Here is a 26,404-nt window from a genome sequence, read left to right as displayed (position 1 = left end):
ATCCAGCGTGAAGCTGGACTCGGGGCGTGGGGGACATGGGTGCGGAGCCTAGGCGGTGATCGACTACGACCGGTGTCGTGAATCCGACTTAACCCTGCCGCCAGGGCTGTCGGGCAGGTCAGCCTAGGTAAGGGGTGAAGTAGCATGCGGCAGTGATCCGCTCATGAGGCCGACCATCGCCGCCGACACCCTGCGTCGGACCCTCACCCAGTACCTGACCACCACCTTCGGCTTGACCGAGGACGGCGTGCGCCAGGGCCTGGAGGGCTTCCTCTCCCACCCGGAGCAGGGCATCTTCCGCGGCCCTTACCTGCGGATCCGCACCCCCTTCCGCCCGGCGGAGGGTGATTGGCGCGCGCACCTGGACTGGGCGCCGGCCGGTTTCACCCCCTATCTGCACCAGGCGAACGCATTCGCCCGGTTGTCGACGAAGGGCAAGGCGGCCGAGCCAACCCTGATCACCACCGGCACCGGCTCGGGTAAGACGGAGTCGTTCCTGATCCCGGTGCTCGACCACTGCCGCCGGCAGAAGCAGCAGGGCAAGGCCGGGGTCAAGGCGATCCTGCTCTACCCGATGAACGCCCTGGCGACGGACCAGACGCAGCGCATCAACGAGCTGCTCTCCGATCCGGCGCTCAGCCAGGTCACCGCCGGTCTCTACATCGGCGACGTCGCGGCCATCGAGTACCCGCATGTGTTCACCAAGCGGTCGGAGATGCGGCGCACGCCGCCGGACATCCTGATCACCAACTACAAGATGCTGGACCTGCTGCTCCAGCGCGCCGACGACCTGCCGTTGTGGGAAGGCGCCGAGCCGGCGTACGTGGTGCTGGACGAGTTCCACACCTACGACGGCGCGCAGGGCACCGACGTGGCGATGCTGCTGCGTCGGCTCGCCGCCGCGCTCGACCTCGACGAGCCGGAGCGGCCCCTCGGGCCGATCTGCCCGGTGGCCACCTCCGCCACGCTCGGTGAGGGCGGCGGTCGGGACGGTCGTACCGCGATCCGTGAGGTCGCCGAGCAGGTCTTCGGCGTCGCCTTCGACGCCGGGTCGTTGGTGGGGGAGGACCGGTACGAGGCCGGCGAGTTCATTGCCCGCCAGGACTTCAGCCTGCCGCTGCCCAGCCCGGAGCAGCTCGCGGCCGTCGACGACCGTGACCCCGAGCGGATGATGGCTGAGGTTGCCGAGCTGGTCCTCGGCGAGCAGTGTCTCGACGATCCGACGCGGCTCGGTGACCTGCTCCGCCAGCATCCGTTGACGAAGGCGGTGCTCGACTCGCTCCAGGCGAGGCCGTGCACCCTCGACGAGATCATCGATGTGCTGCCCCGCAAGAACGCCACCGGCTGGGGCAGCGTGATGAAGACCCCGCCCGAGATCACGGCGGAGGCTCTCGCCCGGTTCGTCGGCCTGCTCTCCGTGGCGCAGAACCCGGAGGCCCCCGGCCGCCCGCTGCTCAACATCGAAACCCACCTGTGGGTACGCGCCGTCTCCCGCCTGCTGCGCGGCACCTCCCACCAGGCCGCCTTCGGCTGGTACGGCGAAGCGCCGCGTGAGCTGGACCCGTACGCCACCGACGCCGACGTGGTCGTGGCCGACAACCGCTACCCCCGGCTGCCGGCCATCTACTGCCGGCACTGCGGCCGCTCCGGCTGGATGGCGTTGTCGCCGGAGAAGGACCCGCAGGAGCTGGAGACCGACCCGGACAAGATCTATCGAGCCAGCGTCGGTCGGGACAAGCGCCGGGTCCGCGCGCTGATCGCCGCGACCGAGGACGAGGTACGCCAGCGCTCCCGTGGCCTGCTGGTCCTGGAGTACGGCCGTCGGGTGCGCCCCTTCGACGAGCAGCGCGACCGGGAGCCCGCCGACGACGCGATCGTGGTGCTCGGCGACGTTCTCGACATCGACGGTGCCGAGAAGGACCGCTGCCCGTCCTGCGAGTTGGACCACGGCATCCGCTTCCTCGGCGCCGGCCTGGCCACCCTCGCCTCGGTGGCGATCACGCAACTCTTCACCGGTGGGGAGCTCGATGAGGCCGAGAAGAAGACGCTGCTCTTCAACGACTCGGTCCAGGACGCCGCGCACCGCGCCGGTTTCGTCGCCAACCGGTCCTACTCGTTCTCGCTGCGCTCCCTGCTCGCCAGCCGGCTGACGGCTGGTGAGTCGATCGGGCTCGACGACCTTTTCGCCAAGATGATCGAAGCGGCGGCGCAGCCGGAGATCCTCTCCACCGTCGTGCCGCCGGACCTGCACGACCAGCCCGGTGTCGACAGCCTGCTCGCCGGTGAGCACAACGGCAGCCGGGAGACCTGGGAGCTGATCAGCGAGCGGCTCGTCTTCGCCACCGTGATGGAGACCGGACTGCGCTCCCGCCAGGGCCGCACCCTGGAGTTGACCCGCAGCGTCGCCGTCGAGGTTGCCCTCGACGACCCGGCGCGAGCCGCCGCGATCTGCCGGGACGTCCACCTGACCGGTCCCGGCAACATCGCCGGGTCGCCCCCGGACGATGCCCGCTACCTCGCCTTCCTCCGTGGTCTGCTGGAACGGCTGCGTACCCGCGGCGCTGTTTTCCACGAGTGGCTGGTGCCGTACCTGAAGCGCGGTGGCACCCGTTGGCAGGTCTGGGGCGGCCGCCCCGCCGGCATGCCCGCGTTTCCGAGGGGCCTGTCCGCGCCCACGTTCCTGCTCGCGACGCCGAAGTCCCGCTCGGAGTTCGACGTGATCACCGCGCGTGGCAACTGGTACCAGGACTGGACGTCCCGCTGCCTCGGTCTCGACTCCGGCGACGCCGCTAGCTTCCTCAGCCGGCTGTTGCCAGCACTCGCCGCCGCCGATGTGGTCGCCGCCGGCGACACCGAGGACGGCAACACGGTCTACGGGCTGATGCCCGGCCACCTGCGCGTGACCCGGCTCGACGACGCGTCCGCCGCGGCGGCCGGGGTCGGCTGCGACACCTGCCACTGGCAGCAGACGGAGCACCCCGACCGGGTGGCCGACTGGATCGGCCAGCCGTGCCGGCAGTACCGCTGCCGCGGTCAGCTCCAAGCCGCCCACGACGGCACCGCTCCCGACGACTACTACCGGCGGCTCTACCTGGACAGCCCGGTGTTTCGCGTGGTCACCGGCGAACACACCGGCATGCTCACCCGCGCCCAGCGGGAGACGGTGGAGAAGCAGTTCCGCGACGGCGAGCGCTACACCGACCCGAACGTGCTCTCCTGCACGCCCACCCTCGAAATGGGCATCGACATCGGAGCGCTCTCGGCGGTCGTGCTCGCGTCGCTACCGCACGGCCCGGCCAACTACGTCCAGCGGGCGGGCCGCGCCGGCCGCAAGAGCGGCAACGCGCTCGTGCTGACCCTGGTAGGGCGATCCGAGCGGGATCGCTACTACCTCACCGATCCGCGCGACATGATCGCCGGCCAGATCGTCCCGCCCGGCTGCTTCCTCTCCGCCGTGGAGATCCTGCGCCGCCAGTACCTCGCCCACCTGATCGACCTGGCCGCCCGCCGGCGACTGGCCGGAGTGCTGCCGATGCCACGGCGGGCGCACGTGCTGTTCGGTCCGACCGGTTGGCTGACCAGCCTCGCCGAGGCTGGCCGTCGCGACGCTGGCCGGCTGGTGGAGGAGTTCCTGACGCTCTTCGGCGACAAGGTCCTGCGGGCCGCCGCAGACCAGCTGCGTGAATTCGCGGTGGACGGAATCGTCCACCGGGTCAAGGAAGCCGACGAGGTCTGGGAGTCCCGGTTGGCCGACCTGCGTCGCCGACTCCAGGAACTCGCCACCGCTCGGGGCACGCTTGTGCCCAGCGACCCGGACCACGCCCGCGAAATCAAGATGCTGAAGGCGGAGGAGGGTGCGGTCCGTCGCCGGCTGCGGGAGGTCAGCGCGGCTGCCGCGCACGGCACCCTGGTCGAGTTCGGTCTGCTGCCGAACTACGCGCTCATCGACACCCGGACCGACCTGGAAGCCACCCTGACCTGGGAGGACAAGACCGACGGCGACCGCCGGTTCCACAGCGAACTCCGCGAGTACGCGCGCCCCGCCCGCCAGGCGCTGATCGAGATCGCCCCCGGGAACAGCTACTACGTGCGGGGCTACAAACACGAGATCTCGGGGCTCGACGTCGGCCCAGCGGACCGGCCGGCGTACGAGCAGTGGCGGATCTGCGCGCAGTGTGGCTACGTCCGCACCCACCTGGCCAAGGAGGACACCAGCCCCTGCCCGCGCTGTGCGGACCCGGGCATCGCCGATCACGGGAGACTCTTCCAGGTCCTCCAACCGACCCGGGTGCTCAGCCGCGACAAGCGCGACGACGCCCGCATCCGCGACGACAGCGACGACCGGGACCGGCGCTTCTACGCCACCAGTGTCGCCGTCGACGTTGACCCGGCCAAGGTCGATTCGTCCTGGCGGCACGCTCATGACACCTTCGGCGTCGACTACAGCCGGCACGCGATGATCCGGCACTTCAACCTCGGTGCCCAGCGCTACGACCGGGCAGCTGAACTCTTCGCTGGCGAGGAGGTGCGAATCAACCGGTTCCACGCCTGCACCTCCTGCGGCGGGACAACAGTCGACGGTGCGCCTGCGATGAGCCAACAACTGGCTGCGCAAGCCTCCGGGTCGACCATCGTGCAGGGTGCCGAGCATCACCGGCCCTGGTGCCCGTACCGACGATCGCCGGCCGCCCCGGACACCCACGTGGATCTGATCCTGGCCCACGAGTTGGAGACCGAGGCGTTGCGCATCCTGATCCCCGCGGCGACCGCCGTGGTGCAGGAGCGCATCGCGTCGTTCGCCGCCGCTATCCGCCTCGGTATCGCCGCGCAGTACGGCGGTGACCCCGCGCACCTTCAGGCCGTGTCGGCGACTATGCCGGACGGGCAGAGCGACGGGACGCGCAACTTCGTGGTCGTCTACGACACCCAGCCGCAAGGCACCGGCTACCTGCATCGCCTCGCCAAACCGGAGGAGTTCCGCGCGATCCTCGAGCTGGCCCGGCAGCGGATCGCCGACTGCGTCTGCCGACACGAAGGCAGGGCGGTGTGTCACCGCTGCCTACTGCGTCACGCGCGCAACGAGCACTTCGCCCTGATGAGTCGCGATGAGGCGTTGGGCATGCTGGACAAGCTCCTCGACAGTTGGGACGTTCAGGAGGGCACCCGCACGGACGAGATCTCGCTGATCCACCAGGTGGAGAGCGAGTTGGAGATGCGCTTCCTCACCAAGCTGCTCGCGCTTGGCGAGACACCCAAATCGGGCCTGCGAATCGACCGGCGTACCGATCACGACGGCGCCCGGATCGCCGACCTACGGTTCGTCCGGGACAACGGTCAGAGCGTCACCCACTGGCAGATGAAGCTGCAGAACACCGTTCGAGGCACCCGGCCGGACGTCCACTTCAAACGCCTCGACGCCCCGTCGCCGGAGGTGGCCGTCTACCTCGACGGTTTCAAGTACCACGCCTCGTCCCAGTACAACCGGCTCGCCGACGACGCCGAGAAGCGTGCCCGACTGCGCGCCCACGGCTACCTGGTCTTCGCCGCCACCTGGGACGACGTCAAGACCTGGGGCGCCGCCGACGCGCAGGGGCGGTGGACCCCGTACGGCGGGGTCAGCAAGCAGGCTGCCCGGGAGAAATACCGGCAGTTCCTTCCTGGCGCGGACCCGGACGAGCTCGAAGAGACCATCTGGGTCAACCCGATCGAGCAGCTGATGCGCTTCCTCGCCGATCCGGATCTCACCCGATGGCAGCGTCGGGCGGAAGCCACGTTGGCGGGCATGCTCAAACAGGCCCGGGACAACACGGCTACCGACTCCGGCGGCGTCGGTGAACGGCTGGTTCCCGCGCTGCGCGGAGAGCCCCTCCCCGGACCCACCGCGTCGCGCCACATCATGGTGGCCCGCGCCCGGGACAACGCCGACTGCCCGGTGACGGTCGTCGTCGACGGGCGGAGCAAGCCGTTGCCGACCTGGTCCGCGCTCACCGTGCTCGACGATCTGCCGGCCGCGGTCGCCAGCGAGGGACACAAGGAACGATGGGCCGCCTGGCTGGCATGGGGCAATGTCATCCAGTTCCTCGCCAACGGTGGTGGTGACGCGGGCCAGCTCACGGTCTCCGCCCTCGACGACTTCGAGCCGGCCTCGATGGCGGTGACCGAGGGGACCGGACTCGTGCTGGCTCAACGCGCGCTGCCGCTCGACGAGGAGACGGCGACGTGGCTCGGCGTCGCGGCTCAGCCGGTGGCCGCCGGCCCCGAGACGCTTGACACGGAGTCGCCGTGGCGGGACGTCCTGCGCTACCTGGACCCGGACGAGAACACTCTGGACCAGCTCGTCCAGCAGCTCGCCCGGCAGGATCTGCCCGCGCCGGTGGTCGGCTACGAGTTGGGCGACCAGGGCTGGCCGGCCGAGCTGGCCTGGCCCGATCGACAGATCGCGATCGTGCTCACCGGTCCGTCCGGCGACCCGGAGACGGAAGACCGCGACCGGGCGTACGCGGAGGCGGGCTGGCACGCCCGGACCGCTCGGGAATGGTCGGTTGACGAGTTGGCGGCGCAGATCAAGGCCACGAGCGGGGGAGAATGGCGATGAGCACCGGAGCAACAACTCTGCGGATGCTGGACCGCGCCGACAAGGAGGTCATGAAGCTCACCCGCGCCGACATCGGTGCGGTCTACGAGTTCATGCACAAGTTCCGGCACAACCCGGAGAACCCGGGGCTCAACCTGAAGGCGCTCAACAGCGACTCCCGGCTGATGTCCGCCCGGGTCAACAAGGACTACCGCGCGCTGCTGCTGCACATCGCCGAGCGCGACTACCTGCTCGTCGCGGTCAAGCACCGCGGTGAGGTGTACGACGACCTCACCCGGTATGCGTACCGCATCAACCGGGTCACCGGCGGCATCGAGGTCGTCGACCTGGCACCCGTCACTGACAGCATCATCGGCCGGGTCATTCCGCCGGATGTCGAGCCGGAGCCCGCGCAGAAGCCGCTCTTCCAGGCGTACACCGACGTCCAACTGCTGGAGCTCGGCGTCTCCGAGCCGCTGCTGCCGCAGATCCGGGAGCTGACCACCGACGCGGAACTGCTGGAACTGCTCGACCGGGCGCCGCAGCTCACCACCGACGTGCTCTTCGCGCTCTTCGACGGCACCCCCTACGACGAGGTACTTCAACAGGTCACCGACCCGGTCCGCGCCGACGAGCCGGTCGATCCCGAGGACTTCGAAGCGGCGGTGGAGCGCCCCGCCACCCAGGTGACCTCCGACGACGAAGCGTTGCAGGCGATGCTCGGTGAAGCCTTCGAGCGGTGGCAGATCTTCCTGCACCCCACGCAGCGTAAGCTCGTCGAGCGGAAATACAAGGGACCGGCCCGGGTCGGGGGTGGGCCGGGCACCGGCAAGACGATCGTTGCCCTGCACCGCGTGGCGCACCTCGCCCGCCAACTGCCGCCCGGAGCGGACAAGCCGATCCTGCTCACCACCTTCAACCGGAACCTCGCCGCTGATCTGCGCACCCGGCTGATGGCGCTGGGCGGGCAGGATCTGGTGGCCCGCGTCGACATCGTGAACATCGACCGCCTGGCCAGCCGCGTGGTGGCCGAGGCGAAGGCGAGCGGTAGCCGGCGCGTGGTGGACGACAACCGTGTCCTCGAGCTGTGGGACGAGTTCCTCATCGAGACGGGGGAGACCGGCTGGCAGGCGGATTTCCTCGCCGCCGAGTGGACCCAGGTGATCCTCGGCCAGGTACTCAACTCGCGGACGGACTACTTCAAGGCCCGCCGCCCCAACCGTGGCCGCAGTCTCACCCGGATGGAACGGGACCAGGTCTGGCAGCTGACCGAGCGCTTCACCACCTGGCTGGAGAACCGTGGCGTTTGGACCTGGCGTCAGGTGGCACAACGGGCCGCCCGCCTCGAGATGGACCGCACGGCGCAGAACACCGGGGTCGCCGGCGAGTCGTCCGGCCGGTTCTTCCGGCCGCGCTACCGCCACGTGGTGGTCGACGAGGCCCAGGACCTCAGCGCCGCGCACTGGAAGATGCTGCGCGCCATGGTCGCGCCGGGCCCGGACGACATGTTCCTCACCGGCGACACCCACCAGCGCATCTATGACAACCACGTCACGTTGAGCAGCCTCGGCGTCAACATCCGCGGTCGGTCGTCGCGGCTCACGCTGAGCTATCGCACCACTCGTCAGATCCTCGCCGACGCCCTTCAGATCATGACCGGGGAGGTGTACGACGACCTTGACGGTGGCGAGGAAGACCTGGCCGGCTACCGGTCGCTGCTACGCGGCGGCCGCCCGATCTTCCACGGTGCCCCGACGTGGGCACAGGAACGGGACCTGATTGTCGAGCAGCTTCGCAGTTGGGGCAGCCCGACCGACGGCTCGGTGGCCATCTGCGTACCGACGAAGGACCTGGCGGCCGACGTCATCAGCCGGCTGGAGGCGGACGGGCTCGCGGTGGTGGAGATCGGCCCTGACGGTCCGAAAAGGCCTGGCGGAGTGCACATCGGCACGATGCACCGGTTCAAGGGTCTCGAGTACCAGCGCATGATCATCGCCGGGGTCAGCGATGGGCTCGTGCCCCGGCAGATGATCAGCAAGTACCGGGACACCGACGCGAAGCGGTACCAGCGCGAACGCCAGCGTGACAGGTCGTTGCTTTTCGTAGCTGCCACCCGCCCCCGCGACGAGCTGGCGGTGTTCTGGCACGGGACGCCCAGCCCGTTCCTCACCAGCCGTCTCGTCCAGAGACAACTACCGTGACTCAGCCCTCGCGTCAGCGGGGGCTGGTGTTAAGCGCAGGGAGACCAGACATGCAGGCGGGGGACCGCATCGGTGACCGGTACGAGTTGACGTATCCGGTCGCTCGCGGCGGGATGGGTCAGGTCTGGGCCGGCTTCGACGAGCGCCTCGACCGCCCGGTGGCGATCAAGTTCCTACGGCAGCTGGAGGTGCCGAAGGACGAGCGCGACACGGCCGTCAAGCGCTTCCGACGCGAGGCCAGAGCCACCGCCCGGCTTGACCATCCGGGCGTGCCATCTGTGTACGACCTGGGCGTGCACGGCGAGGACCTCTACCTTGTCATGCAACTCGTGCCGGGCATCGTCCTCGCCGACCACATTGCCGAGCAGGAACAGCTGCATGTCGGCGAAGCGGCTTCCATCGCCGCGCAGGTCTGTTCGGTGCTTACCGTTGCCCACGCCGCCTCCCTCGTGCACCGCGACCTGAAGCCCCAGAACCTCATGATCACTCCACTCGGGGTGGTGAAGGTGCTCGATTTCGGCGTCGCCGCGCTGCTCGGCTCAGCCGAAGCGTCACGGCTCACCGCTACCGGCCGCACGCTCGGCACTCCCGCCTACATCGCACCCGAACAGGCTCAAGGCGGTCCTGTCGGATCAGCGGCCGACCTTTACGCCTTGGGCTGCACGCTCTTCGAAATGCTCGCCGGGAAGCCTCCGTACGAGGCGACGAACACCCCCGACATGCTGCGCCGCCATGTGCGTTCGCCGATTCCCATCATCACCGAGTACCGCTCGGACGTGCCCGACGACCTGGCGCATCTCCTCTACTGCCTCCTGGCCAAGACGCCAGCGGAGAGGCCCGCGTCGGCCGCCGAGGTCCACCAGCTTCTCACGCCGTTCGTCGACGGTAGGGGCACTCGCGGGGTGGCAGCCGCCCGGACGGAGACGCTCACTGGGGCTGTTTCATCGCCCACTGCTGCCTCCGTACCGGCGCAGCGAAGTCAGCCCGAGCTGGTCGAATTGCGGGCGCAGGCCAGGGAACTGGCCGAGAATGAGCGCTTTGTGCAGGCGGCTGAGGTCTTGGAACGTGTCCTTCACTCAGCGCCCGGCGGTCGTGAGCCGCTCGTCGGGGAGATCGTCGCTCTACGACTGGATCTCGCCAACCTGCGCATGCTCGCGGGTGACTTCCGGCAGGCGCGTCATGCCTTCGAGGCGTTGGCTCGGGACCTGGAGCAGTCGGAAGACGGGCAGGATCTTGCCCAAGAGTGCCGCCAACAGGCGGTGGCTTGCCAGCTCGAGATAGGCGAGTCGACTGAAGCCGTGAGCCGCCCCTGATCCGCAGCTCCCGGATGCCGCCGCCCTGAAGACGAACTGTTCCGATGAGCTTGACGCCATCATCGGTGCCCAGCATCAAGACTCGGGCTATGCGGATCGGTGCGCTAGTGCGGCTTAACTCTCGGTTGGGCGGGTTAGCTCGACCTGGTCGCCGGGCTTGACCTCGACCTCGCCCTTGCCGTGGCGGATCTCCAGCACCGGGACGCCCTCGTCCAGGTGCAGCTCGTTCCGTTCTCGGCCGGTCGGCATTCGAGCGACGACCGACGCGCCGGCCGGCAGTTCTACCCGTTGCCGCTCGGGCGAGCTTCGCACCCTCGTTCCGTGACCGCGAACGGTGCTGACCAACCCCTCGGACCGCAGGATCGACATCGCCATCCGGACGGCCTCACGGCCGATGCCGTACTCCTGGGTCAGCCGGGCTTCGCTCGGCAGCGACACCCCGGGCGCCAGCTCACCGGATTCGATCCGCCGCCGCAATATGTCGGCGACCTGCACATAGACGGGTGTATGCGAGCGCGGATCGACGGTCATACCTGGTAAGCCTTGTCCCCCCGTGGGCCGCACTGGTTGTGCCCCTGTGCCCCTGTCCGTATATTTGTCGAGGCGGCAGAGCCTCAAGGCGGGAGGCGGATCTATAGCCCGGTCGAGTGACGCCGTACAGCAAACCTGCTGCCGTGCCGCTAGTCGAAGCCGCGGTGGCAGGCGGGGTGGGCCCGCGCGAGCGGTGTGAACAAGGCCCACCCCTTCCATCAAGGGAAAGGCAGGTCGAGCAGATGATTGCCCGCAACGAACGACCGGCACGAGAGGTCGGAGCGACGTATCGCTCCTCGACGTACACCAGCCTGCTGCCGTGGCAGGTGCGTGAGCGCCGCTTCGCGCCGACCGGGCTCGGCCGTCGCGGTCTGAACCCCGACGACGTGTACGCCTTCCTCGACCGGGTCGCCGTCGACATGGCCGCCGTCTACGCCGCTCTCGCCGAGAGCCGCCTCGAGACTGTCCGGATCAAAAACGCGCTGCGCCGCTGGCAGACCGACCAGGCCCGTGCCCGCAACGAGCGGGACGACCCGAGATGAGCCAGCGGTACGTCATCCACCTGCCCGTGATTGCCAGCGACCTGTCTGCCGCACAACGCCTGGCCCGGGTCATCGGGCGGTGGATGCTGGTGCTCCCGATGGCTGACCCGGGGGAGACCACCGTCTCCGAAGAGGACCAGCAGTTCCTCCGGCACCGGGTCTTCTGCGACCTGCGGCTACCTGGCGGCCGGCGCTGCCTCCTCCGCGACGGCCACGACGGCCCCTGCGCCCGGCGGCTGCGTAGATGACCGTCCCCGAGAGGGCCAGCGGTTCCTCCGCCACCAGTAGTCGGTGCCCGGTGCTCCGCGGCCGTCACGATGACGACTGCTCGCGCCGCCTGCACCGCTGACACAACCAGATGATCCGTCATCTCAACTGCCCGATGAGCCGAGTGCAGTCGTGATCATCAGGCCGCTAACGTGCGCAGCACGGGAGGTGACGGGGATGGTCGCTCAGCGTTGGGACGCCTGGTTCGAGGAGGAGCACCTTGCCCTCCGGCGTTGGCGGTTGCTGCCGTGGCCGAGGACCTACGTCAGACGGATACCGCTGGCCGCGATCCTCGACATCGGGTCACTCACCGCAGCCGACCATGCGAAGCGACGCGCACAACTCACCGTTCAGGACCCGTCGGCACCGCACCTGACCGAGGCCATCCCGGTCAGGTTCACGCCGGAGCAGTGGGAATTCGCCGGCTGGTTCGTGGGGGAACGGCAGGCGGTCCCGACCGAGCCGCCGCAATCCGGCGCGGGGACGTCGTCGGGAGGGGCGGCCTTGCCCCGCTCAATTGTCGACGTCCCGGCACAGTCGCGGCGACGAGCGCGGCCGCCGGCCGCTCTGCAAGCCCACCTCTCGGCCAAGCCGGCCTCGTCCACGCCGTCGTCTAGGCCAGTTACCCCGTCGACAACTCCGGTGATGCGGGCCGGCGATGGCAAGCGGCCGGTGTGGCTGTGGCTTGAGAATGGGGAGATCCACGGGTCTCTCGTTTCGGCGGGCAACGCCTCACCGCGCAATCTGAGCCCAGCCGACGTCGCCCATCTCCTGCTCGCAGACGCGACCAGGGCCATGCCGGCGATTCGTGCGCTGACCGGCGTCGCCGACAGTCAGCTGGCTCTGGCTCACCTACGGAGCTGGCGGCGGTCAGACCGGATCGTCGTCAACCTGAGTGCCTCCGACCAGGCCGGGCGGCGGGTGACAGAGGCCCAACAAAAGCCCGGCCGGAGCAACCCGGACGGCAGCGTGCGGACCGTGTCCGGCGGTCTGCCGAGTCTGAACAAGCGCCGGCGCTGAGCACTAGTCACGGAGAAGCCGGCTCGCAACGGGCCGGCCGACCACCGTCAACCCTCAGTTGGAAGGGGTCGACCGGTGGCGGCCGCACTGACCGCCGCCTCGACCGTGCTGATGATGGGCGCCTGCGGCGGGTCGGACGCCACGGCTACCGGAGGCGGTGACAGCCAGGGCCAGAATGGCTTCGCGGCGTACCAGGAATGTCTCAGCCAGACCGACCGCGCGGCCGTTCAGAACCCGAACATGTCTGGCGGTCCCGGCCGTGGGGTGGGACGGCTCGAAGGGGTCGACGACGCTACTTGGCAGAAGGCGCAAGAGGCGTGCGAGTCGGTCCGGCGGAGCGGACGACCGGACGGCTCTGCCGGCCTGATGGCAGGCAGGGCGGCGCTGGGCGTGACACGGCGTACCGAGCCTGTCCGGCCGACCAGTCGACGGGCTTCGGGTGTCGAATGCGTTGCGCGTCAACGAGCAGGCCACCTCCCGGGTCCGGAAGGTGGCCTGCGAGCCGCGTCAGACGCGACGAACTACCGGTTGATCAGCCCGCTCGGCAGGAGGCGAGCACGCCGATCACGCCGACACCGGTCTGCTTGAGCGGCAGCTTGGTCGACGCTGCCGGGCAGCGGGGCACGGTGAGGTCGAAGACGCCCCGCCCGAAGGTCGCCGCGGTGAGCTGCCGGCTCGGCTCGTGGTAACGCAGGTACATCACGGCCGCCTGCGGCAGGTTGGTGCCCAGCGCCGCCCACTCGCCACCGTTCCACGCCGACATGAACACCCCGACGTCGGTGCCGACCAGCAGCAGGCCGTCGGCGGTCGGGACGACGAAGTTCACCGGCGCGTCCGGCAGGCCCTGGCCGATGTTGCTCCAGGTACGACCGCCGTCGCGGGTCATCATCACGTGCGACCGGTCGCTACCGGACCGGAACGCGGAGAAGGTGGCGTAGGCGATGTTCTTGTCGGCGGGGTTCACCGCCACCCGGGTGACCCAGGTGCCGGGCAGCTGCCCCGGGTCGACCTGCTGCCAGTTCTGCCCGAGGTCGTCGGTCCACCACAACCGCCCGTCGTCGGTGCCGACGTAGAGCTTGTTGCCGTCGGTGGGCGCAGCGGCGACGGTGGTGATCGTGCCCCACGGGTAGCCGTTCGGGTCGTTGGGGCCGCCGCCGGTGAGGTCTGGGCTGATCGGCGTCCAGGTGCGGCCGTTGTCCGTCGAGCGGTTGAGGATATTCCCGGCGTAGTACATGACGTTCGGGTCGCTCGGGTCGAACTGCAGCGGGGTCAGCCAGTTGCGCCGCTCCGAGGTCGTCTGGCCGGTGCCGATGCTCTGGCGGGGGCTGCCACCGGAGTTCTCCGACCGGTAGCAGGAGCCGTACTGGCTGCACCCGAAGACGATGTTCGGGAATTCCGGGTGGATGACCACCTGGAGGCCGTCACCGCAGCCGATGGCGTTCCACGCGCCACCGACGCCGTTGTAGCCGCGATTGCAGCCGTTGTCCTGCGCGCCACCAACCTTCAACACCGGATCGGTCTGCGCCACGTCCACCGTGTAGAACTGGGTGTAAGGCTCGTAGGTCGCCTTGACCCAGCCGCTCGCGCCGTTCGCCTCGGATCGGTAGAGGCCGCCGTCGTTGCCCAGGTAGACCCGCCCGGGCACCTTCGGGTCCCAGCGCATCGCGTGCTGGTCGGCGTGCACGCCGCTCACCGACGAGAAGCTCTGCGCGCCGTTGGTCGAGCGCATCAGGTTGACCCCGGTGAGGAAGACGTGATCGGAGTTACCGGGGTCGACGAAGAGCTTGCCGAACCACCAGCTGAACGTGGACTGGGACGCCTGACCGGCGGTGACCGGGGTCTGCGTCCAGCTGTCGCCGCCGTCGTCGGAGCGGTAGAAGGCGCGGAACGGGCCGAGTGCGGTGCCGACGTACGCGTACAGCCGCTGGGGGTTGTCCGGGGCGACCGCGATGCCCCAGCGGCCCTGGTCGGCGTCGGTGGGCAGGCCGTTGGTCATCCGCGACCAGGTGCGGCCGGCGTCGTCGGAGCGCCAGAGGCTGGAGCCGAGCCCGCCGTAGGTGCGCTGATGTGGTTCGCGCAGGTGGTCCCACATGGCCGCGTACATCCGGCGCGGGTTGCTCGGGTCGATCACGACCTCGGTGGCGCCGGTGGTGGCGTTCGGCGGCGCGAGCACCTGCGTCCAGCTGTTCCCACCGTTCTCCGAGAGGTAGACGCCGCGCTGGCCACCCGGTACGAAGAGGTTGCCGCTGGCGGCGGCGAAAATCCGGTCCTCGTTGCTCGGGTCGATGGCGAAGCGGCCGATGGCGTGGCTGTCCTTCAGGCCGACGTGCCGCCAGGTCTTGCCTCGGTCCTTCGAGCGGTAGATGCCGTCGCCGCCGAAGGTGATCGAGCCGCCACCCGGCTGGGCCTCGCCGGTGCCGGCGAAGAGGACGCCGTCGCTGGTCATCGCGACCGCGCCCATGCTGTGCGTCCCGTCGTCCGGCCAGGCCGTCTCGAACGTGGCGCCGGCGTCGTCGGACTTCCAGACGCCGCCGGAGGCGGCGGCGATGAAGATCTGGTCGGGGACCTGCGGGTCGACGGCGATGTCCACGACCCGGCCGCCGATGTTGCTAGGCCCGAAGAAGTTCCACTCCCGCTGCGCCAGGTCGCGGTTGAGGAGGCGGGTGCGCAGGTTGAGATCGTGGGCCTCGCCGCGCGCCTTTGCGTACTTGGCCACCGAGAGGTCCCGGCTGCCGTCGCTCATCCGCTGGGCGGTCATCCACTCGTCGGGGATTTCCATCGGACCGGTGGGCGAGTTGGTGGCCAGCGACTCCTGGACCGGCCGGGGTGCGGACGAGGCGGTCAGCGCGAGCGCGACGACCAGCCCCAGACTCGTTGTCATCGCGAGGCCGCGGTACCTTCGGGCGAGCGTGAGTCTCATGCAGTCTCCCTGTCCACGCGCCGTGGCGACCGGAAAGTGGTCTTCAGTACGCACGCTAGACAGTGGAGTGGCCGACGTCACCGAGCATCTGTCGCGATTCACCCTGTCTGATTAGGACACCTGTCGAGAGCGAGCGAGCCGATCGCGCCGACGTACGCGCAACGCCTGGTTCCGGGTCGGCATGCATCAGCTCGGTTCGATGGTCAGTTGCTCTGGAACTCGGGTAGGCCGGCCTCTTCCGAGTCGGGCCCGACCACCGCGGTCAGCGTCGTTCCGTCCGCGCAGAGCGCGGTGGCCCGCAGATACGTCCGTCGTTCCTGCGCCCGCATCAGCACCTCGGCCTCGAACACCTCGTCCTCGGCGCGCAGTAGGTCGATGTCGCCACGGCTCTCGTAGTGGGCGCGGACGTCCAGCGGGGTCATCCGGATGGTGGCCGCGACCGTGGTCAGGGCGCCCTGTTCGACCACCGAGGTGACCCGCGCGCCTTCCGGCAGGAGCAGGCCGGTGACCTGGCTGTCAACCTCGGCGTCGGCGTCCAGCGGCACCCGGTCGCAGCTGGGCAGGTTCGCGAGCATTCCCGGCCTCCGGTCGGTGGGCTGCCCGGCGTCCGTGCCGCCGCAGGCGACGAGCAACGGAACCGTGGCGACGACGGCGAACATCCGGAGTCTCACCGCAGCAGGATGTCACGCTCAGCGCAGCACCCGCCAGCGTCGCACCATCAGCAGCAGCGCGGTGATGATGACGCCGGTGACCACCATGAGGACGCTCGTGATCATGGCCCCGTAGGCGAAGCCGGAGAACTCGAAGACCTGGTCGAAGATGTAGACCGGCAGGTAGAGCGTGGCGTTTGCGGGCCGGCCGTCGGTGAGGACGTACGCCGGCACGAAGTTGACCTGCAGGGTGAGGATCGTGTCGCGGACGGCGAGCAGCAGCAGCACTGGCGCGAGCAGCGGCAGCGTGAGCCGGCGCAACTGGCCGAACGGGCCGCAGCCTTCCAGCGTCGCAGCCTCGTACAGCCGTCCGTCGAGCATCCGTCGGGCGGCGAGCACGACGATGAAACCCTCACCGATCGGGAACGCGAGCATCAGCGCTACCGCCGTCCGTGCGGAGCCGGGCTCGGCGAGCCAGTTCATGCCCGGGTGGCCGAAGAGCCCGAGCAGTTGGTTGAGCGGGCCGTAGAGCGGGTTGAGCACCCACAGGAAGAGCACCGCCAGGGCCACGTCGGGTACCACGGTCGGCAGGTAGACCGCGACCCGGAACCAGCGGCCGCCAGGGCGGGGCGCGGCCAGCAGCAGCCCGAGCCCGATGGCGGCCAGCAGCCGCAGCGGTACGGCCAGCGCCAGGTGGATCGCGGAGGCCTGGATGCTGTCGGCGAGGAAACCGTCGGCGAGCAGGCGGCGCGCGTTGTCCAAGCCGACGAAATGAGGGTCCCGGGTCAGTCCGGTGTGGTCGGTGAACGCGTAGCCGAGGTTGAGCAGTGCGGGCAGCGCGATCAGCAGCGCGACCGCCACCGCGTACGGCGCGAGGAACGCCCACGCGGTCAGTGGTCGGCCGACCCGGCCGGAGGTCACCGGCGTCGCCCGGTGTCGGCGTCGAAGCGGTGGATCCGGCCCAGGTCGGCGCGCAGTCGCACCTGGTCGCCCGGCCACACGCCGGGCCGAGGGCCGGTGCGCACGGTCAGCCGCGTGCCGTCGTCGCAGCGGGTCAGCAGGACGGCCTCGCTGCCGAGCGCCTCGACCGCTTCCACGGTCGCGGTCACCGGCCCGTCGGGGTCGAGCCGCAGATCCTCGGGGCGTACGCCGAGGGTCAGGTCGGTGCCGCCGCCCAGCACGCCGCCGCCGGGCACCAGATTCATCGGCGGGCTGCCCAGAAAGCCGGCCACGAAGGTGTCCTCGGGTTCGTCGTAGACCTGCTGCGGCGGGCCAATCTGACGGACCCGCCCTCGGTTCAGGACGACGACCCGTTCGCCGAGCGTCATCGCCTCGGCCTGGTCGTGGGTGACGTGGATGGTGGTGGTGCCCAGCTCCCGGTGCAGGGTGAGCAGGTCGGCGCGGGTGGCGAAGCGCAGCGGCGCGTCCAGGCTGGCCAGCGGCTCGTCGAGCAGGTAGACGGTCGGCTCGCGCAGCAGCGCGCGGGCCAGTGCGATGCGCTGGCGCTGCCCGCCGGAGGTCTCGTCGGGGTAGCGGTCGAGCAGTTCCGCGATGCCGAGCCGGTCGGCCGCCGCGCAGGCCCGCTCTTCGGCCTCCGCGCGCCGGACGCGGCGGACCCGCAGCCCGAACAGCAGGTTGCCGCGGACGGTGAGGTGGGGGTAGAGCGCGTAGTCCTGGAAGACCATTGCCACCGCGCGGCGGTGCGGTGGCACCTGGGCCACGTCCTGCCCGTCGACGACGACCCGGCCACGGTCCGGCCGGTCCAGCCCGGCGATCAGCCGCAGGATCGTCGACTTGCCGGAACCGGACGGGCCGACCAGGGTCACCATCTCGCCGGCGCGCACCGCCAGGTCGACGCCGTCGAGGGCGACGACCTTCCCGTACGACTTGGTCAGCGATTCGAGGCGGATCACGCCCCGCTCAGCCACCGGCGCCCACCGGGAGCGCGAAGAGCGGCCGGAGCTTGTCCTCCAGTTGTCGCAGCCCCTCCTCGCGTCCGATCCGGCCGTAGAAGACCTCCGCGAGCAGGCCACCGGCCTCGCGCTCCACGCGCGACCAGGTGCCGGTGCGCGGGGTGGCGCGCAGGTGCGGCTCGGCGTCGAGGTAGACCCGCGACGACCGAGGGGGCTTCTGCGGGTCGAGGAAGTCCGGGGAGTTGGCCACGTCGAGCCGGGACGGCACCGTGCGGCCCGACCCGGCGAGGATCCGCTGGCCCTGCCCGCCCATCGCGAACTCGATGAACCGCCAGGCCTGGTCGTGGTCGGGCAGGCCGGCGCTCATGCAGTAGGCGTCGCTGTGCAGGATCGACGCGGGTACGCCGCCCGGCGCGATCGGCAGCGGCGCCGCGTCCCAGGTGAAGCCGTCGATGGTGCGCAGCGTCGGCACGGCGACCCGGCTGTTGAGGTACATGCCGAGCGTGCCGCGCAGGAACCGGGCCTCACTCGACTCACTCTGCTCCTCGGCGTCGGGCGGCACGACGTGGTGCTTCAGTTGCAGGTCGAGGAACCAGTCGACGGCGGCGCGGCTGGCCGGGTCGTCGGTGAGGGTCAGGGTGGTCGGCTTGTCCGGGTGGTCGACCAGCTCACCCCGGTTGGACCAGACGAACGGGGCGAGCCGCGGCAGGGACGGCTCCACGCCCACGCCGTACTTCCCGTCGCCGGTCAGGGCCCGCCCGGCGGCCAGGAAGTCGTCCCAGGTCCAGCCGGCCTTCGGCAGCGGCACTCCGGCCGCCGCGAACAGGTCGGCGTTGTAGTAGACGACCAGGGAGGACATGTTCTGCGGCAGGCAGGTCAGCGTCTTACCGTCGAACCGGAAGGCGTCCAGCGCCCGCGGGGAAAAGTCGCTCTCCTTCAGCGCCTCGCTGCGGTCGAGGTACGCCTGCGCTGGTTCGATCGCCTGCTGGGCGGCGAACTGGCCGTAACGGCGGTAGTTGAGCAGGAACACGTCCGGTGGCTGCCCGCCAGCGAACGAGGTGGTCAGGCGGGCCATCAGATCGTCCTGGGTGGCGACGGGGGAGAGGTTGACGGGCACGTCGGGGTGGGCCTGCTCGAAGGCGGCGACCAGGCTGCGGTAGCCGGCGATCTCCTCAGCGTCGCCGAAGAGCACGACCGTGATGCCTGGTCGGTCGGCCGCGCGGTCGCCGGCGCCGCAGCCGGCCGCGTAGCCGAGCAGCAGCGCGGCGGTGATCAGGGCAACCCATCGTCGAGCGCGGAACGTGCTCACCTACGACCTCCAGATCTCAGTGCCGCCAGCGGATCGTCGTTGAGCAGGATTCGCTGAGCGAGCAGGAACACCACCACGCACGGTGCTGTCGCGACAACGCAGGCGGCCATCAGCAGCGGCCAGTCCGTCGGGTTCAGCAGCCGCAGGAACTGCAGGCCGAGCGGGTATGTGTAGCGGTCACCGCTCTGCAGGTAGAGCAGCGGGTCGATCAGGTTGGACCAGTGCAGCGTGAAGGCGAGCACACCGACGGCCAGCGTCGCCGGGCGCACCTGCGGCAGCGCCACCCGGCGCCAGATCGTCAACCAACCGGCGCCCTCCAACCGGGCCGCCCCGAGCTGGGTGTCCGGCACACCGCCGAAGCTCCACGCGTAGAGCAGCACCAGGAAGGGGCTGCCGGCGAGCAGCGCCGGGGCCAGCAACGGAACGTACGTGTCGACCACGCCGGCCAGTCGGAACAGCTCGAACCGGGTGGCCCACACCGCGGTGACCGGCACCAGGAGCACCGCCAGCAGGCCCAGGACCGCCCGGCGGCGGGCAACCGGCGTCAACAGCCGCAGCCCGAAGCCGGTCAGTGAGGCGACGATGACGGTCAGCGGCACGGCGACCGCGACGACCAGCGCCGAGTTGGCCAGGTACCGGAACAGCGGGATCAGCTCAGGCAGCCGGGCGTACGCGGCCACGGTCGGTTCGGGTGGGAGCACCTCGATGGTGCGGGGCGGGGGCAGGCCAGCAGGTCGCAGTGAGCCGACCACCATGAACCACAGTGGTGCGGCGAAGAGCGCCGCGAACGCCGCCGGCACCAGGAACCGCCCCATGAACCGCGGGATCACGGCTGGGCCCGAGAACCGCACATCCCGCCCTTCCCGTGCCCGGCAACCGGTTGGCGCGCTCGTCTCCGATGCCACCGATGGGCTCCGCCGGTGACCCTGGGTGACGGTCTGGTTGGCCGACGGAGGTGGTGCGGCGAACCTATGGCCGGGCGGCCGGCACGTCATCGAGCACCTGTTGGAATCACCCGCCGTCCGGTCCTACGCCTGTCGAGATGCGACAGACGTAGGACCGAACGACGATCACCTCCCGCATCTGTCCGATGACCATCCGTGAATCGGTTTCTAGGGTGCGAGACAACTGCCGCACCGCCGGCCCGTCGTCCTCGCCTGGGACGACCGGTCCACGGCCGGTGCCGGAGATGGGGAGGAGCACCATGCGAACCACAAGGAGTTGGTGGCGAGCGTCGGTGATGGTCGTTGCGGCCATCGCCGTCGGCCTACCGGCGGCAACCGCGACGGCGCAGCCGACGGCGGGCCGGGTCAGTCCGCTCATTCAGCACGGAGTCACCCAGCCGGTGTTCGGGTATGCCGACGCGATCCGCGAGCGGGTATTCGTCACCTCCGACGTCGACACCGACGGCGACGGCGCCCGCGACGTCGTGGCGATGGACATCATGCGGCCCAAGGCCAGCGATGCCGGCCTGCGGGCGCCGGTGGTCATGGATGCCAGCCCCTACTACTCCACCGTGTGTCGGGGCAACGAGAGCGAGTGCAAGGCTGACATCGACGGCGACGGCCTCAACGACCAGTGGCCGCTTTTCTACGACAACTACTTCGTCCCGCGCGGCTACGCGGTGGTCCTGCTCGACATGATCGGCACCAACAACTCGACCGGCTGTCCGGTCACCGGTGGTCGCGCCGACAACATCAGCGCGCCGACCGCGATCGACTGGCTCAACGGTCGTCGGGCCGGCACCAACGCGGCCGGCGAACGGGTCGTCGCCGACTGGCACAACGGCAAGACCGGCATGATCGGCAAGTCGTACGACGGGACGCTGGCCAACGCGGCCGCCGCCAGCGGCGTGCCGGGGCTCACCACCATCGTGCCGATCTCGGCAATCTCCAGCTGGTACGACTACTCGCGCAGCAACGGCCTGGTCACCCGGGCGAACAACTACTCCGGCAGCCTCGCCAACACCGTCACCAACCCGCAGCGGCGGGAACACTGTGCGGCGGTGCGGACCCAGCTCGGTGTCGACGGCGACGACGTCACCGGCGACTACAACGCCTTCTGGGCCGAGCGAGACTACGTCCCGCACGCCGACCGGGTGCGAGCGAGTGTGTTCGTGGTCCACGGCATCAACGACAACAACGTCCGCGCGGACCACTTCAGCAAGTGGTGGGACGCGCTGGCCGAGGAGAACGTGCCGCGCAAGCTCTGGCTCACCGGCACCGGTCACATCGACCCGTTCGACTTCCGCCGGGGTGAGTGGGTGCACACCCTGCACCGGTGGTTCGACTTCTGGCTGCACGGGGTGAAGAACGGCATCATGGCCGAGCCGATGGCCGACATCGAGCGGACGCCGGACGTCTGGGAGACCTACCGCAGCTGGCCGGTCCCGGCCGTCCGGAGCACTCAGGTGTTCCTGGGCGCCGGCGACGAGGGGGCGGCCGGCGGGCTGTCGGTCCGCCCGCAGCCAGGTAAGGCGTCCCGGACATTCCAGGACACCCCGTCGATGAGCCAGACCAACGCGATCCGGCACCCGTCGGACCCGGCGGCGAACACGGAGAACCGGTTGGTCTTCCTCTCCCAGCCGCTGCGCGAGCCGCTGCACATCTCGGGCACACCAATCGTCAAGATCAACGCGTCGGTGAACGGCGAAGACACCAGCTTCGCGGGCCTGCTGGTGGACTACGGCACCCGACCGCGGTTCAGCACCTCCGGTGACGGCATCCGGACGCTGACCACCGAGGACTGCTGGGGCGACTCGGCCACCTGGGGCGGACACGCCGAGGACGCCTGCTACCGACAGACCGAGAAGACCGTCGTCACCGCTCCGCAGGAGCTGGTGACCAAGGGCATCCTGGACGGCCTCAACCTGACCTCGCCGTCAGTGACGACGCCGCTGGTGCCGGGCAAGAAGAACTCCGTCGACGTGCCGCTGCTTCCCGAGGACTACGTCTTCGCGGCCGGCAACCAGGTCGGCGTGGTGCTGCTCGGCTCGTACTCCGGCTACAGCAGCCGGGCGAAGCAGAACCGAGCCGACATCACCGTCCACTTCGACCGCAGTCGAATCGAGCTGCCGATCGTCGGTGGCCGGTCGGCGGCCGTGGCCGCGGGCCTGTAACCGGGGGACCCGGTGGGCGGGGCGACAGCCCTGCCCACCGGTGTCACTCCTGCGGCCGGTAGGCGCCGGTCAACCGGCCCAGCTTCAACGCCAGGTGCAGACAGAGCCGCTCGTTTCCGTTCTTCAGGTCGGTGTCGGCCAGCTCCTCGATCCGCTGTAGCCGGTAGTAGAGCGTGGTGCGGTGCAAGCGTAACTGCTCGGCCGTGGCGTGCGCGTTCCCGGCCAGATCCAGATAGCGCTCCAGGGTCTGCAGCAACACCGGGTTCGGCTGCTCCCGCAGCAACCGCTCAAGACCGGGGTGCACGTCGGCGATGTCCAGGTGCCGACCCTCCATCCGCGACAACACCCGGTAGATACCCAGCCCCGCCCACGACACCACCGGGCCGAGCGCCGGCAACCGCACGCCCACCCGGGCCGACCGCAGCGCCTCCCCGTACGACCCGATCGCCTCGGTCAGCCGGGACCGCGGCTGCCCGACCCCGACCACGACGCGCTCCACCGAGTCGAGCCCACGGGTCGCCTGCCGCAGGTTGTCGTCGAGCAGCTTCGCGACGACCTCGGGGGAGGGGCGCCCGGCACCCCGCCCGCCGCAGAGCAGCAGCACCCCGTGGTCGTCGCGGACCAGGTGCAGCGCCTCCCGCGTGCCGATCCACCGCCGGGTGGTGACCAGCGCCTGCTCCAGCGCCAGCCGTGCCACCTCGTCGGGCAGCTCGCCGTGCAACGGCACCAGCTGCGCGACAAGCGCGGTGGCCGGCCCGTCCCCGGCGATCAGGCCGGTCTCGCGCAGGATCCGCACCGACTGGTCCCGGCTGGCCTCACTGTCGGAGAGCAGGGTCCGCGCCGCCTCACTCTCGCGCTGTGAGGCCAGCTCACCGAGAAGGTTCTCCCGGTACAGCGCCAGCGACAGCTCGCTCATCAGGCCGGTGGCGGTGATGTCCGCGTCGGCCATCGTGCCGTCCGCGTCGATGAACCACACAAACCCCAGCAGCAGGTCCTGGTGACGGATCGGCACGCAGACCCGCGGCAGCAGGTCGAGCTCTCGCGACGCCTGCGTGCGCACGGCCGTACGGGCGTCCATGACGCCGACGTCCCGGAACCACGCCATCACCTCCGGGGTGTTCTGCCGGCGCAGGATGGACGCCTTGCGCACGTCGTCCATCAACCCGGTGTGCTCGCTGTAGACCACCACCCGCTGACGGCGGTCCTCGATCAGCGCCGGGCGGCCCGCGTACGCGGCGAGAGCGTCGACAAGGCGTTGCAGCTCCCCTTGCATGAGATCCTCCCGTCGCCTCGCTGGGTCGTCACCGCAGCAATACCCCGAAGGGGCTGCACGAGTCTCCCGGTGACCCGGTGCCACAGAACGATCATGCGGGGCGACGCGGACCTTCACAACCGTCTATCGGGCCGTAGCCAGCGTTTCTGGCGTCGGGACGCCGCTCGCCGCCACCGCCAGCGCGGCGCTGAGCGCGCGCTGCGCGACCGGGTGGCCGCGCGGCTGACCTCCGGCAGAAGCCGGGCCGGAGCAGCCGGACGGTAGCGTGCGGACCGTGACCGGCGGCCTTCCGGGTCTGAGCCAGCGCCGGCGATGAGCACTAGCTACGGAGACGCTGGCTCGCGTCGGACTGGCCGACCACCATCAGCCCTCGGAAGCGATGCCGGCGTCTCCGTCACTCCTCAAGCGGGGGGAGGGAACTCAGGCTGAGGCCGTCGAGCAGGTTGATGAGCTCGTCGTCGCGCGTCACCTCGTAGCCGCGTTGGCGCAACTCCGCTACCAGCTCTGCCTCGCGTTCGAGCGGAATCTCGAGGTAGTCGCCGTCGTGGACCGTGAGCTGGTGCTTGCCGTACCGGTCCTGCTCCGCACCTGTCCCGAACGATCTGAGCTCCGGCGTAACGTCACACGGCGGTAGTCCGGTATTCCGCCGTTGCGTTCCTCGGCCAGTTCGTCCCTCGAGCGGGCGGTGACTCCGGCTGGGATGGGGGCTCGCGCGAAGGTCGAGGATGTCTCCGTAGCGTGCCTTGGCGATTCGCCCGATGAGGATGAGGCAGGGTCACCCCCCGTCCCAGGAGGCTGTCGAGGTACCAGTTCGCTCGGCACCCGAGAGGAGAAGTGCGCGATCGCGGCGCATTGAGGTCAGGGGCGTGTAACTGGCGGTTCGACGGCGATCCGGCTTGAGAGGGGAATCAGGTGGAATACCAGGATTTCATCAACCTAGTGGCCACGCGGGCGAAGGTGTCGACCGATCAGGCAGCGACACTCAGCCGCGCGACGTTGGAGACATTGGCAGATCGGATCAGCTCCGGCAAGGCTGAGGACCTCGCCTATCAGCTTCCCGGAGGGCTTGACGATCCCCTGCGCAATCCGCCGCCGCGTAGAGCGGAACATGCCAAGTCGTTCGGGCTCGACGAGTTCGTGCGGCGGGTGGCAGACCACCCGGCCATCGACCGTGCGATCGCCGGTCCCGGGGTCGGCGCGGTGCTCACCACGCTCCGTGAGGCGGTTTCCCGGGAGAATTTCGAGGACGCGTTGGCCCAGCTTCCGAAGGAGTTCCGGCAGGTGATCGAACCGGTGGGTGCCGGTGGCGGGCAGCGCCCCGGCTCGTAGCACGCACAGTTGTACGAGAGAGAACAACTCTCGACACCGGTCACAGACGCTGCGAGGTGCACCAACTGGTCGGGAAGGAGAACCCGTGAACTATGCCGAGTTTCTCGAAACGGTGGGCAAGCGGGCGCGAATGCCGGCGGCGGAGGCGGCGGACGTCGTCGGAGCCACGCTGACGACCTTGGCGGAAGGGGTCAGTGGCGGCGAGGCTCGGCACCTGGCCACGCAGCTCCCCGAGGAGCTGCAAGGCTACCTGCACAAGGAAGTGGACTTCGCCGAACGGATCGACCTCGTGAAGTTCCTCAATGAGGTAGGGGCCCGCGCGGGAACGGATGACGACCGGACCGCCGAGGTTGCCCGCGCCGTGTTGACGACCCTGCGCGAGGCGGTGAGCGCAAAAGACCTCGAGAACCTGGAATCCGAGCTGCCAAAGGACTTCCGGCGGCTGCTGCGTCCGGTGGATCGCAGCGTCGGGGCCTGAACCGAGCCACTTCCTCGCCCGATCCGGGTACGGTGCGCGGGTGGAGGTTGGATTCGCCCCGCCCGTCTCCGGCTCGTGGGCCACACCGGAGAACATGATCCATGTTGCCCGCCGGGCCGAGCAGCTCGGATACCACTCGCTCTGGACGTTCCAACGGCTCCTGGTCCCCGCCGACCTCGGCTGGAGCGAGACCTACCACAGCGTCCAGGACCCACTGACCACGCTGGCGTTCCTGGCGGCCCACACCACGCGGATCCGGCTCGGCGTCGCGGTGCTCAACATGCCGTTCATATCCCCGGTGCTGCTGGCCAAGCAGACCGCGACCCTCGACATCCTCGCCGGCGGACGACTCGACGTGGGACTCGGCCTCGGCTGGGCGGACGAGGAGTATCAGGCCACGGGGGTGAGCAAGCATCGGCGGGGCCAGCGCGCCGAGGAGTTCCTCGCCGTTCTTCGTACCCTGTGGCAGGACGACGTCGCCGAACATCGCGGCGAGTTCTACCAGGTCCCGCCGACGCGCCTGGAGCCGAAACCCGTGCAGCGGCCACACCCGCCGATTCTCCTCGGCGGCCAGGCGCCCGCCGCGCTGCGCCGGGCCGGCCGGCTCGCCGACGGCTGGGTCAGTGGCAGCCAGGCGGACCTGACAGGCATCGGCGAGGCGGTCGCGACCGTCAAGGCCGCCGCTGCCGAGGCCGGCCGCGACCCCGGCTCACTGCGATTCGTCTGCCGCGGCGCGGTCCGCGTACGCCCGACAGGCCCACCCGATCGCGAGCCGCTCACCGGCACACTCGAGCAGATCCGGTCCGACCTCGGCAGACTCGCCGAGGCCGGCATCACGGAATTGTTCGTCGACCTCAACTTCGATCCGGAGATCGGCTCACCCCGCGCCGACGCGCAGGCGTCGCTGCGCCGGGCCGACGAGGTGCTCGACGCCCTCGCTCCGACCCGCTGACACGCCGGCCGGCG

The 26,404-nt window shown here is 69.9% G+C and carries 18 protein-coding genes; 10 read left to right on the top strand and 8 right to left on the bottom strand.

Annotation, left to right across the window (positions count from 1 at the left end; genetic code table 11):
* The first annotated feature begins 163 nt into the window (after positions 1–163).
* From BUS84_RS11670 to BUS84_RS11660, 3 genes are read left to right on the top strand one after another with little or no spacing between them, the layout of a single operon-like run.
* A complete protein-coding gene (locus tag BUS84_RS11670) occupies positions 164–6,595 on the top strand; it encodes a DEAD/DEAH box helicase (protein ID WP_074311301.1) in 6,432 nt (2,143 codons plus the stop codon).
* Positions 6,592–8,775 carry a UvrD-helicase domain-containing protein gene (locus tag BUS84_RS11665; RefSeq protein WP_074312518.1) on the top strand — a complete coding sequence of 728 codons (2,184 nt, stop codon included), beginning with the start codon at positions 6,592–6,594 and terminating at the stop codon, positions 8,773–8,775. The genes BUS84_RS11670 and BUS84_RS11665 overlap by 4 nt, the downstream gene beginning before the upstream one ends.
* Positions 8,776–8,825: 50 nt before the next feature.
* Positions 8,826–10,088 (top strand): serine/threonine-protein kinase, encoded by a 1,263-nt coding sequence (locus tag BUS84_RS11660; RefSeq protein WP_074311299.1) that lies wholly within the window; start codon positions 8,826–8,828, stop codon positions 10,086–10,088.
* Between the two features lie 114 nt (positions 10,089–10,202).
* Here BUS84_RS11660 and BUS84_RS11655 read toward each other — a convergent pair whose 3' ends face one another.
* The gene (locus BUS84_RS11655; RefSeq protein ID WP_074311297.1) at positions 10,203–10,619 is read right to left on the bottom strand and encodes a GntR family transcriptional regulator; all 417 of its coding nucleotides are present in this window, start codon (positions 10,617–10,619) and stop codon (positions 10,203–10,205) included.
* A gap of 242 nt (positions 10,620–10,861) precedes the next feature.
* Here BUS84_RS11655 and BUS84_RS11650 point away from each other — a divergent pair, with 242 nt between their 5' ends.
* The 3 genes from BUS84_RS11650 to BUS84_RS39820 all read left to right on the top strand — a co-directional run bounded on the left by BUS84_RS11650 (position 10,862) and on the right by BUS84_RS39820 (position 12,448).
* The gene (locus BUS84_RS11650; protein ID WP_074311295.1) at positions 10,862–11,161 is read left to right on the top strand and encodes a DivIVA domain-containing protein; all 300 of its coding nucleotides are present in this window, start codon (positions 10,862–10,864) and stop codon (positions 11,159–11,161) included.
* The gene (locus tag BUS84_RS11645) at positions 11,158–11,409 is read left to right on the top strand and encodes a hypothetical protein (protein WP_074311292.1); all 252 of its coding nucleotides are present in this window, start codon (positions 11,158–11,160) and stop codon (positions 11,407–11,409) included. The genes BUS84_RS11650 and BUS84_RS11645 overlap by 4 nt, the downstream gene beginning before the upstream one ends.
* A gap of 151 nt (positions 11,410–11,560) precedes the next feature.
* Entirely contained in the window at positions 11,561–12,448 is an 888-nt protein-coding gene (locus BUS84_RS39820; protein WP_244298479.1) for a hypothetical protein, read from the top strand.
* A 532-nt stretch (positions 12,449–12,980) separates the two neighbouring features.
* Here the strand turns inward: BUS84_RS39820 and BUS84_RS11635 are convergent.
* The 6 genes from BUS84_RS11635 to BUS84_RS11610 all read right to left on the bottom strand — a co-directional run bounded on the left by BUS84_RS11635 (position 12,981) and on the right by BUS84_RS11610 (position 20,070).
* The gene (locus tag BUS84_RS11635) at positions 12,981–15,329 is read right to left on the bottom strand and encodes a WD40/YVTN/BNR-like repeat-containing protein (protein WP_074311290.1); all 2,349 of its coding nucleotides are present in this window, start codon (positions 15,327–15,329) and stop codon (positions 12,981–12,983) included.
* 242 nt (positions 15,330–15,571) lie between these two features.
* Positions 15,572–16,039 (bottom strand): hypothetical protein, encoded by a 468-nt coding sequence (locus BUS84_RS11630; protein WP_143728333.1) that lies wholly within the window; start codon positions 16,037–16,039, stop codon positions 15,572–15,574.
* 18 nt (positions 16,040–16,057) lie between these two features.
* Positions 16,058–16,939, bottom strand: a complete 882-nt coding sequence (locus BUS84_RS11625; RefSeq protein WP_159451011.1) for a carbohydrate ABC transporter permease — start codon at positions 16,937–16,939, stop codon at positions 16,058–16,060.
* Entirely contained in the window at positions 16,936–17,946 is a 1,011-nt protein-coding gene (locus tag BUS84_RS11620; RefSeq protein ID WP_074311285.1) for an ABC transporter ATP-binding protein, read from the bottom strand. The genes BUS84_RS11625 and BUS84_RS11620 overlap by 4 nt, the downstream gene beginning before the upstream one ends.
* Positions 17,939–19,240, bottom strand: a complete 1,302-nt coding sequence (locus BUS84_RS11615; protein ID WP_074311283.1) for an ABC transporter substrate-binding protein — start codon at positions 19,238–19,240, stop codon at positions 17,939–17,941. Before BUS84_RS11615 ends, BUS84_RS11620 begins: the two co-directional genes overlap by 8 nt.
* Positions 19,237–20,070, bottom strand: a complete 834-nt coding sequence (locus BUS84_RS11610; RefSeq protein WP_143728332.1) for a carbohydrate ABC transporter permease — start codon at positions 20,068–20,070, stop codon at positions 19,237–19,239. Before BUS84_RS11610 ends, BUS84_RS11615 begins: the two co-directional genes overlap by 4 nt.
* A 374-nt stretch (positions 20,071–20,444) precedes the next feature.
* Here BUS84_RS11610 and BUS84_RS11600 point away from each other — a divergent pair, with 374 nt between their 5' ends.
* Positions 20,445–22,358: a CocE/NonD family hydrolase gene (locus BUS84_RS11600; protein ID WP_074311279.1), complete on the top strand. Its 1,914-nt coding sequence runs from the start codon at positions 20,445–20,447 to the stop codon at positions 22,356–22,358.
* A 43-nt stretch (positions 22,359–22,401) separates the two neighbouring features.
* On the opposite strand, the gene BUS84_RS11595 is transcribed toward BUS84_RS11600, so the two are convergent.
* Positions 22,402–23,631: a PucR family transcriptional regulator gene (locus tag BUS84_RS11595; protein WP_074311277.1), complete on the bottom strand. Its 1,230-nt coding sequence runs from the start codon at positions 23,629–23,631 to the stop codon at positions 22,402–22,404.
* A gap of 912 nt (positions 23,632–24,543) precedes the next feature.
* Between BUS84_RS11595 and BUS84_RS11585 the strand changes: the two genes are divergently transcribed.
* The 3 genes from BUS84_RS11585 (at position 24,544) to BUS84_RS11575 (ending at position 26,390) form a co-directional block, all read left to right on the top strand.
* Positions 24,544–24,960, top strand: a complete 417-nt coding sequence (locus BUS84_RS11585; RefSeq protein WP_074311272.1) for a DUF2267 domain-containing protein — start codon at positions 24,544–24,546, stop codon at positions 24,958–24,960.
* Between the two features lie 85 nt (positions 24,961–25,045).
* Positions 25,046–25,438, top strand: coding sequence for a DUF2267 domain-containing protein (locus BUS84_RS11580; RefSeq protein ID WP_074311268.1), 393 nt, complete (start codon positions 25,046–25,048; stop codon positions 25,436–25,438).
* Between the two features lie 40 nt (positions 25,439–25,478).
* Positions 25,479–26,390: a TIGR03619 family F420-dependent LLM class oxidoreductase gene (locus tag BUS84_RS11575; RefSeq protein WP_074311266.1), complete on the top strand. Its 912-nt coding sequence runs from the start codon at positions 25,479–25,481 to the stop codon at positions 26,388–26,390.
* Positions 26,391–26,404: the final 14 nt, after the last annotated feature.

It is taken from the genome of Micromonospora cremea (genome assembly GCF_900143515.1).
Taxonomy (GTDB): Bacteria; Actinomycetota; Actinomycetes; order Mycobacteriales; family Micromonosporaceae; genus Micromonospora; species Micromonospora cremea.
This window is presented reverse-complemented; position numbering and strand designations above follow the sequence as displayed.

Excerpts from the sequence above, each read along its gene's own strand:
- BUS84_RS11600 (WP_074311279.1), top strand. The coding sequence starts at position 20,445 with ATGCGAACCACAAGGAGTTGGTGGCGAGCGTCGGTGATGGTCGTTGCG.
- BUS84_RS11660 (WP_074311299.1), top strand. The coding sequence starts at position 8,826 with ATGCAGGCGGGGGACCGCATCGGTGACCGGTACGAGTTGACGTATCCG.
- BUS84_RS11645 (WP_074311292.1), top strand. The coding sequence starts at position 11,158 with ATGAGCCAGCGGTACGTCATCCACCTGCCCGTGATTGCCAGCGACCTG.
- BUS84_RS11595 (WP_074311277.1), bottom strand. The coding sequence starts at position 23,631 with ATGCAAGGGGAGCTGCAACGCCTTGTCGACGCTCTCGCCGCGTACGCG.
- BUS84_RS11665 (WP_074312518.1), top strand. The coding sequence starts at position 6,592 with ATGAGCACCGGAGCAACAACTCTGCGGATGCTGGACCGCGCCGACAAG.
- BUS84_RS11670 (WP_074311301.1), top strand. The coding sequence starts at position 164 with ATGAGGCCGACCATCGCCGCCGACACCCTGCGTCGGACCCTCACCCAG.
- BUS84_RS11650 (WP_074311295.1), top strand. The coding sequence starts at position 10,862 with ATGATTGCCCGCAACGAACGACCGGCACGAGAGGTCGGAGCGACGTAT.
- BUS84_RS11655 (WP_074311297.1), bottom strand. The coding sequence starts at position 10,619 with ATGACCGTCGATCCGCGCTCGCATACACCCGTCTATGTGCAGGTCGCC.
- BUS84_RS11635 (WP_074311290.1), bottom strand. The coding sequence starts at position 15,329 with ATGACAACGAGTCTGGGGCTGGTCGTCGCGCTCGCGCTGACCGCCTCG.